The organism is Pseudomonas sp. YA1 (assembly GCF_058680555.1).
This window is the reverse complement of record NZ_JBZWBG010000032.1, coordinates 42,487-48,622: the sequence shown is the minus strand read 5'-3', so window position 1 is coordinate 48,622 and position 6,136 is coordinate 42,487. Positions and strand designations below refer to the sequence as shown.

The 6,136-nt window shown below is 58.3% G+C and carries 13 protein-coding genes; all 13 read left to right on the top strand.

Features of this window, described 5'->3' with window-relative positions:
• Positions 1-588: EF-Tu C-terminal domain-related protein (locus AC4OR5_RS30315; RefSeq protein ID WP_034059950.1), on the top strand; the 588-nt coding region annotated here is incomplete at its 5' end.
• A 156-nt stretch (positions 589-744) separates the two neighbouring features.
• Positions 745-1,056, top strand: a complete 312-nt coding sequence (gene rpsJ / locus AC4OR5_RS30310; protein ID WP_003103876.1) for a 30S ribosomal protein S10 — start codon at positions 745-747, stop codon at positions 1,054-1,056.
• 82 nt (positions 1,057-1,138) lie between these two features.
• Positions 1,139-1,774: a 50S ribosomal protein L3 gene (rplC, locus tag AC4OR5_RS30305; protein WP_003103877.1), complete on the top strand. Its 636-nt coding sequence runs from the start codon at positions 1,139-1,141 to the stop codon at positions 1,772-1,774.
• A 13-nt stretch (positions 1,775-1,787) separates the two neighbouring features.
• Positions 1,788-2,390 carry a 50S ribosomal protein L4 gene (gene rplD, locus AC4OR5_RS30300; protein ID WP_003093737.1) on the top strand — a complete coding sequence of 201 codons (603 nt, stop codon included), beginning with the start codon at positions 1,788-1,790 and terminating at the stop codon, positions 2,388-2,390.
• Positions 2,387-2,686 carry a 50S ribosomal protein L23 gene (rplW, locus tag AC4OR5_RS30295; RefSeq protein WP_003093736.1) on the top strand — a complete coding sequence of 100 codons (300 nt, stop codon included), beginning with the start codon at positions 2,387-2,389 and terminating at the stop codon, positions 2,684-2,686. Before rplD ends, rplW begins: the two co-directional genes overlap by 4 nt.
• A gap of 11 nt (positions 2,687-2,697) precedes the next feature.
• Positions 2,698-3,519, top strand: coding sequence for a 50S ribosomal protein L2 (gene rplB, locus AC4OR5_RS30290; RefSeq protein WP_003103878.1), 822 nt, complete (start codon positions 2,698-2,700; stop codon positions 3,517-3,519).
• Positions 3,520-3,535: 16 nt separating this feature from the next.
• The gene (gene rpsS / locus AC4OR5_RS30285; RefSeq protein WP_003093734.1) at positions 3,536-3,811 is read left to right on the top strand and encodes a 30S ribosomal protein S19; all 276 of its coding nucleotides are present in this window, start codon (positions 3,536-3,538) and stop codon (positions 3,809-3,811) included.
• Between the two features lie 12 nt (positions 3,812-3,823).
• Complete coding sequence (gene rplV, locus AC4OR5_RS30280; protein ID WP_003103908.1) at positions 3,824-4,156, top strand: 50S ribosomal protein L22; 333 nt, start codon at positions 3,824-3,826, stop codon at positions 4,154-4,156.
• Positions 4,157-4,168: 12 nt separating this feature from the next.
• The gene (gene rpsC / locus AC4OR5_RS30275) at positions 4,169-4,855 is read left to right on the top strand and encodes a 30S ribosomal protein S3 (protein ID WP_003093727.1); all 687 of its coding nucleotides are present in this window, start codon (positions 4,169-4,171) and stop codon (positions 4,853-4,855) included.
• An 11-nt stretch (positions 4,856-4,866) separates the two neighbouring features.
• Positions 4,867-5,280, top strand: coding sequence for a 50S ribosomal protein L16 (rplP, locus tag AC4OR5_RS30270; protein ID WP_003093723.1), 414 nt, complete (start codon positions 4,867-4,869; stop codon positions 5,278-5,280).
• Positions 5,280-5,471 (top strand): 50S ribosomal protein L29, encoded by a 192-nt coding sequence (rpmC, locus tag AC4OR5_RS30265; protein ID WP_003093720.1) that lies wholly within the window; start codon positions 5,280-5,282, stop codon positions 5,469-5,471. Before rplP ends, rpmC begins: the two co-directional genes overlap by 1 nt.
• Before the next feature lie 2 nt (positions 5,472-5,473).
• Positions 5,474-5,740, top strand: a complete 267-nt coding sequence (gene rpsQ / locus AC4OR5_RS30260; RefSeq protein ID WP_003093717.1) for a 30S ribosomal protein S17 — start codon at positions 5,474-5,476, stop codon at positions 5,738-5,740.
• A 23-nt stretch (positions 5,741-5,763) separates the two neighbouring features.
• A complete protein-coding gene (rplN, locus tag AC4OR5_RS30255) occupies positions 5,764-6,132 on the top strand; it encodes a 50S ribosomal protein L14 (RefSeq protein ID WP_003093714.1) in 369 nt (122 codons plus the stop codon).
• Positions 6,133-6,136: the final 4 nt, after the last annotated feature.

The window sequence follows — 6,136 nt, the reverse complement described above, 5'->3', positions numbered from 1 at the left end:
ATTCCGGAGCCGGTTCGTGCCATCGACCAGCCGTTCCTGATGCCGATCGAAGACGTGTTCTCGATCTCCGGCCGCGGTACCGTGGTAACCGGTCGTGTAGAGCGCGGCATCATCAAGGTCCAGGAAGAAGTGGAAATCGTCGGCATCAAGGCGACCACCAAGACCACCTGCACCGGCGTTGAAATGTTCCGCAAGCTGCTCGACGAAGGTCGTGCTGGTGAGAACGTTGGTATCCTGCTGCGTGGCACCAAGCGTGAAGACGTAGAGCGTGGCCAGGTTCTGGCCAAGCCGGGCACCATCAAGCCGCACACCAAGTTCGAGTGCGAAGTGTACGTGCTGTCCAAGGAAGAAGGTGGTCGTCACACCCCGTTCTTCAAGGGCTACCGTCCGCAGTTCTACTTCCGTACCACCGACGTGACCGGTAACTGCGAGCTGCCGGAAGGCGTAGAGATGGTAATGCCGGGCGACAACATCAAGATGGTTGTCACCCTGATCGCTCCGATCGCCATGGAAGATGGCCTGCGCTTCGCGATCCGCGAAGGCGGCCGTACCGTTGGCGCCGGCGTGGTTGCCAAGATCATCGAGTAATCGCTGATCCTGCCATCAGAAAAGGGGCCCTTCGGGGCCCCTTTTTTCGTTCGTTGGTTAAATATTGACACCCTGTGGGGGCATCCGTACAATTGCGCCTCCTTTTAACGGGCGTAGTCCGTCCGTTGGGAATGGTAAATTGGAGTCTGAGGTCAAATGCAAAACCAACAAATCCGGATTCGGTTGAAGGCTTTTGACCATCGCCTGATCGATCAATCAACCCAGGAAATCGTGGAAACCGCGAAACGTACTGGTGCTCAGGTGCGTGGTCCAATCCCTCTGCCGACCCGCAAGGAACGTTTCACCGTGCTGATCTCTCCGCACGTCAACAAAGATGCGCGTGATCAGTACGAAATTCGTACACATAAGCGTGTACTGGACATCGTCCAGCCGACGGATAAAACCGTCGATGCGCTGATGAAGCTCGATCTTGCTGCAGGCGTTGAAGTACAGATCAGCCTCGGCTAATGCCTTCGGCATTGGTCGTGTAACGCTCTGAAATGGGCGGCCATAGCGGGTGAAAGCCCCGTACACTCAAGAGGTTTACAACATGACAATTGGTGTTGTCGGTCGTAAATGCGGCATGACCCGCATTTTCACCGAGGAAGGTGTCTCTATTCCGGTTACGGTCATCGAGGTCGAGCCGAATCGCGTCACCCAGTTCAAGACTGAAGAAACCGATGGCTACCGTGCAGTGCAAGTCACCGCCGGCGAGCGTCGCGCTTCTCGCGTTACCAAAGCGCAAGCTGGTCACTTTGCCAAGGCGAATGTCGCCGCCGGTCGCGGCGTGTGGGAATTCCGTCTGGGCGAAGAGCAGTATGCCGCTGGTGACCAGATCACTGTCGATCTGTTCCAGGCAGGCCAGATGGTAGACGTTACCGGCGAGTCCAAGGGTAAGGGCTTCGCGGGCACCATCAAGCGCTGGAACTTCCGTGGTCAGGATAACACCCACGGTAACTCCGTTTCCCACCGCGTCCCGGGTTCCATCGGCCAGTGCCAGACTCCTGGTCGAGTGTTCAAGGGCAAGAAAATGTCCGGTCATCTGGGTGCGGAGCGGGTAACCGTTCAATCCCTGGAGATCGTGCGCGTCGATGCTGAACGCAATCTGCTGCTGGTCAAGGGTGCCGTTCCCGGCGCTACCGGCGGTGATGTGATCGTGCGTCCGGCAGCCAAGGCTCGCGGTTAAGGGGGAAGCTGAGATGCAATTGAATGTGAACGGCGCTCAGGCTATCGAAGTCTCCGAGCGTACCTTTGGTGGCGAATTCAACGAGACCCTGGTGCACCAGGCAGTCGTGGCCTACATGGCTGGCGGCCGTCAGGGCAGCAAGGCGCAGAAGACTCGCTCCGAAGTCTCTGGTGGTGGCAAGAAGCCGTGGCGTCAGAAGGGCACCGGTCGTGCTCGCGCTGGCACCATCCGTAGCCCCATCTGGCGTGGGGGCGGCACCACTTTCGCCGCTAAACCGCGTAGCCACGAACAGAAGCTGAACAAGAAGATGTACCGCGCAGCACTGCGCTCCATCCTTGCCGAGCTCGTTCGTCTGGACCGTCTGGTCGTCGTTGCCGACTTCGCTGTCGATGCACCGAAAACCAAGGGCCTGGTTGCCAAGCTGGACACCCTGGGTCTGAAAGACGTGCTGATCGTGACCGATGGTGTCGACGAGAACCTGTACCTCGCTGCGCGCAACCTGGCGCACGTCGATGTACGTGATGTCCAAGGTTCCGACCCCGTCAGCCTGATCGCCTACGACAAGGTGCTGGTCACCGTGTCCGCCGTGAAGAAGTTCGAGGAGCTGCTGGGATGAACCAGGAACGCGTATTCAAAGTGCTGCTTGGTCCGCACATCTCCGAGAAAGCCACGGGTCTCGCGGACGGCAAGAGCCAATTCGTTTTCAAGGTTGCCACCGATGCAACCAAGCTGGAAATCAAGAAGGCCGTAGAAAGCCTGTTCAGCGTGAAGGTACAGCGCGTCACTACCCTGAATGTCAAGGGTAAGACCAAGCGCACCGCTCGCGGTCTGGGCAAGCGTAACGACTGGAAAAAAGCGTACATCGCTCTCCAGCCGGGCCAAGATCTCGATTTCGCCACCAGCGCTGAGTAAAGGGGTGCATCATGGCAATCGTTAAGTGCAAACCGACTTCCGCTGGTCGTCGCTTTGTCGTCAAGGTGGTGAATCAGGAGCTGCACAAAGGCGCTCCCTACGCACCGCTGCTGGAAAAGAAATCCAAGTCTGGCGGCCGTAACAACAACGGTCGTATCACCACCCGTCATATCGGTGGTGGTCACAAGCAGCACTACCGTCTGGTCGACTTCCGTCGTAACAAGGATGGCATCCCTGCCATCGTTGAGCGCGTCGAATACGATCCGAACCGCACTGCACACATCGCTCTGCTGAAGTATGCAGACGGCGAGCGTCGCTACATCATCGCCCCCAAGGGCGTTGCTGCAGGTGACCAGCTGATCTCCGGTATCGGTGCGCCGATCAAGGCAGGCAACAGCATGCCTCTGCGCAACATCCCGGTGGGTAGCACTGTTCATGGTATCGAGCTGAAGCCGGGTAAAGGCGCTCAGATCGCTCGCTCCGCTGGCGCTTCCGCCCAGCTGGTCGCGCGTGAAGGTGCGTACGTAACCCTGCGTCTGCGCTCCGGTGAAATGCGTAAAGTCCTGGCTGAGTGCCGTGCGACCCTGGGTGAAGTCTCGAACTCCGAGCACAGCCTGCGTTCGCTGGGTAAAGCCGGTGCTACGCGCTGGCGTGGTGTTCGCCCGACCGTTCGCGGCGTGGCGATGAACCCGGTCGACCACCCGCATGGTGGTGGTGAAGGCCGTACCTCTGCTGGTCGTCATCCGGTATCGCCGTGGGGTCTTCAGACCAAGGGTAAGAAGACTCGCTCGAACAAGCGTACCGATAACATGATCGTCCGCCGCCGCAAGTAAATAGAGGGATACCACAGTGCCACGTTCACTGAAAAAAGGTCCGTTTATCGATCTTCACCTGTTGAAGAAGGTCGAAGTCGCGGTGGAAAAGAACGACCGCAAGCCGATCAAGACCTGGTCGCGTCGTTCGATGATTCTGCCGCATATGGTTGGTCTGACCATCGCCGTGCACAACGGCCGTCAACACGTACCGGTTCTCGTCAACGAGGACATGGTCGGCCACAAACTGGGCGAGTTCGCCGCTACCCGCACCTACCGCGGGCATGCTGCGGACAAGAAAGCCAAGCGTTAAGGGGTAAGGAAGATGGAAGTAGCCGCTAAGCTGTCGGGCGCTCGTATCTCCGCCCAGAAAGCCCGCTTGGTCGCCGACCAGATCCGCGGGAAGAAGGTGGGCGAAGCGCTCAACCTCCTGGCTTTCAGCAGTAAGAAAGCCGCCGAGATCATGAAGAAAGTGCTGGAGTCGGCCGTTGCCAACGCTGAGCACAACGAAGGCGCCGATGTGGATGACCTGAAGGTCTCCACCGTCTTCGTCAACGAAGGTCGTTCGCTCAAGCGCATCATGCCGCGTGCCAAAGGCCGTGCTGATCGCATCGTGAAGCGGTCTTGCCATATCACGGTCAAGGTTGCGGACAAGTAACGGAGTCGACAGATGGGTCAGAAAGTACATCCCAATGGCATTCGCCTGGGTATCGTCAAGGAGCACACCTCCGTTTGGTACGCAGACCGCAAGAACTATGCGGATTACCTGTTTGCCGACCTGAAGGTGCGTGAGTACCTCCAAGACAAACTAAAAAGCGCGTCCGTAAGCCGTATCGATATTCATCGTCCGGCTCAAACCGCACGCATCACCATCCACACCGCTCGTCCCGGCATCGTGATCGGCAAGAAAGGTGAAGATGTTGAGAAACTGCGCCAGGACCTGACCAAGCAAATGGGTGTGCCCGTGCACATCAACATCGAGGAAATCCGCAAGCCGGAACTCGATGCCATGCTGGTTGCGCAGAGCGTAGCCCAGCAGCTGGAGCGTCGCGTAATGTTCCGTCGCGCCATGAAGCGCGCCGTACAGAACGCCATGCGCATTGGTGCCAAGGGCATCAAGATTCAGGTCAGCGGTCGTCTGGGTGGGGCTGAAATCGCCCGTACCGAATGGTATCGCGAAGGTCGTGTGCCCCTGCACACCCTGCGCGCCGATATCGACTATGCCACCTACGAAGCGCACACCACTTACGGTGTGATCGGTGTCAAGGTTTGGATCTTCAAGGGCGAGGTCATCGGTGGCCGCCAGGAAGAGCTGAAGCCGGTAGCACCCGCTCCTCGTAAAAAAGCTGCTAGGTAAGGAGTACGCAAATGCTGCAACCCAAGCGTACGAAGTTCCGCAAACAAATGACCGGCCACAACCGTGGTCTGGCTCATCGTGGTAGTAAGGTCAGCTTCGGTGAGTACGCACTGAAGGCCACTAGCCGTGGCCGCCTTACTGCTCGTCAGATCGAGTCCGCGCGTCGTGCGCTGACCCGTCACGTGAAGCGTGGCGGCAAGATCTGGATCCGCGTATTCCCTGACAAGCCTGTCACCAAGAAGCCCCTCGAAGTTCGTATGGGTAAAGGTAAGGGTGGGGTCGAGTACTGGGTAGCCCAGATCCAGCCGGGCAAGGTCCTGTACGAGATCGAGGGTGTTTCCGAAGAGCTGGCGCGTGAGGCTTTCGCCCTGGCTGCTGCAAAGCTGCCCCTCGCCACCTCCTTTGTTAAGCGGACGGTGATGTGATGAAAGCGAATGAACTTCGTGAAAAATCCGTTGAGCAGCTGAACGAGCAACTGCTCGGCCTGCTGCGCGACCAGTTCAATCTGCGCATGCAGAAAGCAACTGGCCAGTTGGGGCAGTCTCACCTGCTCTCGCAGGTTAAGCGCGACATCGCTCGCGTTAAAACTGTGCTCAATCAGCAAGCAGGTAAGTGATCATGGCTGAAGCTCAGAAAACCGTCCGTACGCTGACCGGCCGCGTCGTCAGCGACAAAATGGACAAGACCGTCACCGTACTGATCGAGCGTCGCGTCAAGCACCCGATCTACGGCAAATACGTCAAGCGTTCGACCAAACTGCACGCACACGACGAATCCAATCAGTGCCGCATTGGTGACCTGGTCACCATTCGCGAAACCCGTCCGCTGGCCAAGACCAAGGCCTGGACCCTGGTTGATATCGTTGAACGCGCGGTGGAAGTCTAAGGACTAGGGGTCGGAGAAATTATATGATTCAGACTCAATCCATGCTCGATGTCGCTGACAACAGCGGCGCGCGTCGTGTGATGTGCATCAAGGTGCTCGGCGGTTCCCACCGCCGTTACGCCGGCATCGGCGACATCATCAAGGTCACCGTCAAGGAAGCGATTCCGCGCGGCAAAGTGAAGAAGGGCCAGGTCATGACTGCCGTGGTCGTTCGCACCAAGCACGGCGTACGTCGTACCGACGGTTCCATCATCCGCTTCGACGGCAACGCCGCCGTCCTGCTGAACAACAAGCAGGAGCCGATCGGCACCCGTATCTTTGGGCCAGTGACTCGTGAACTCCGTACCGAGAAGTTCATGAAGATCGTCTCGCTCGCCCCCGAAGTGCTGTAAGGAG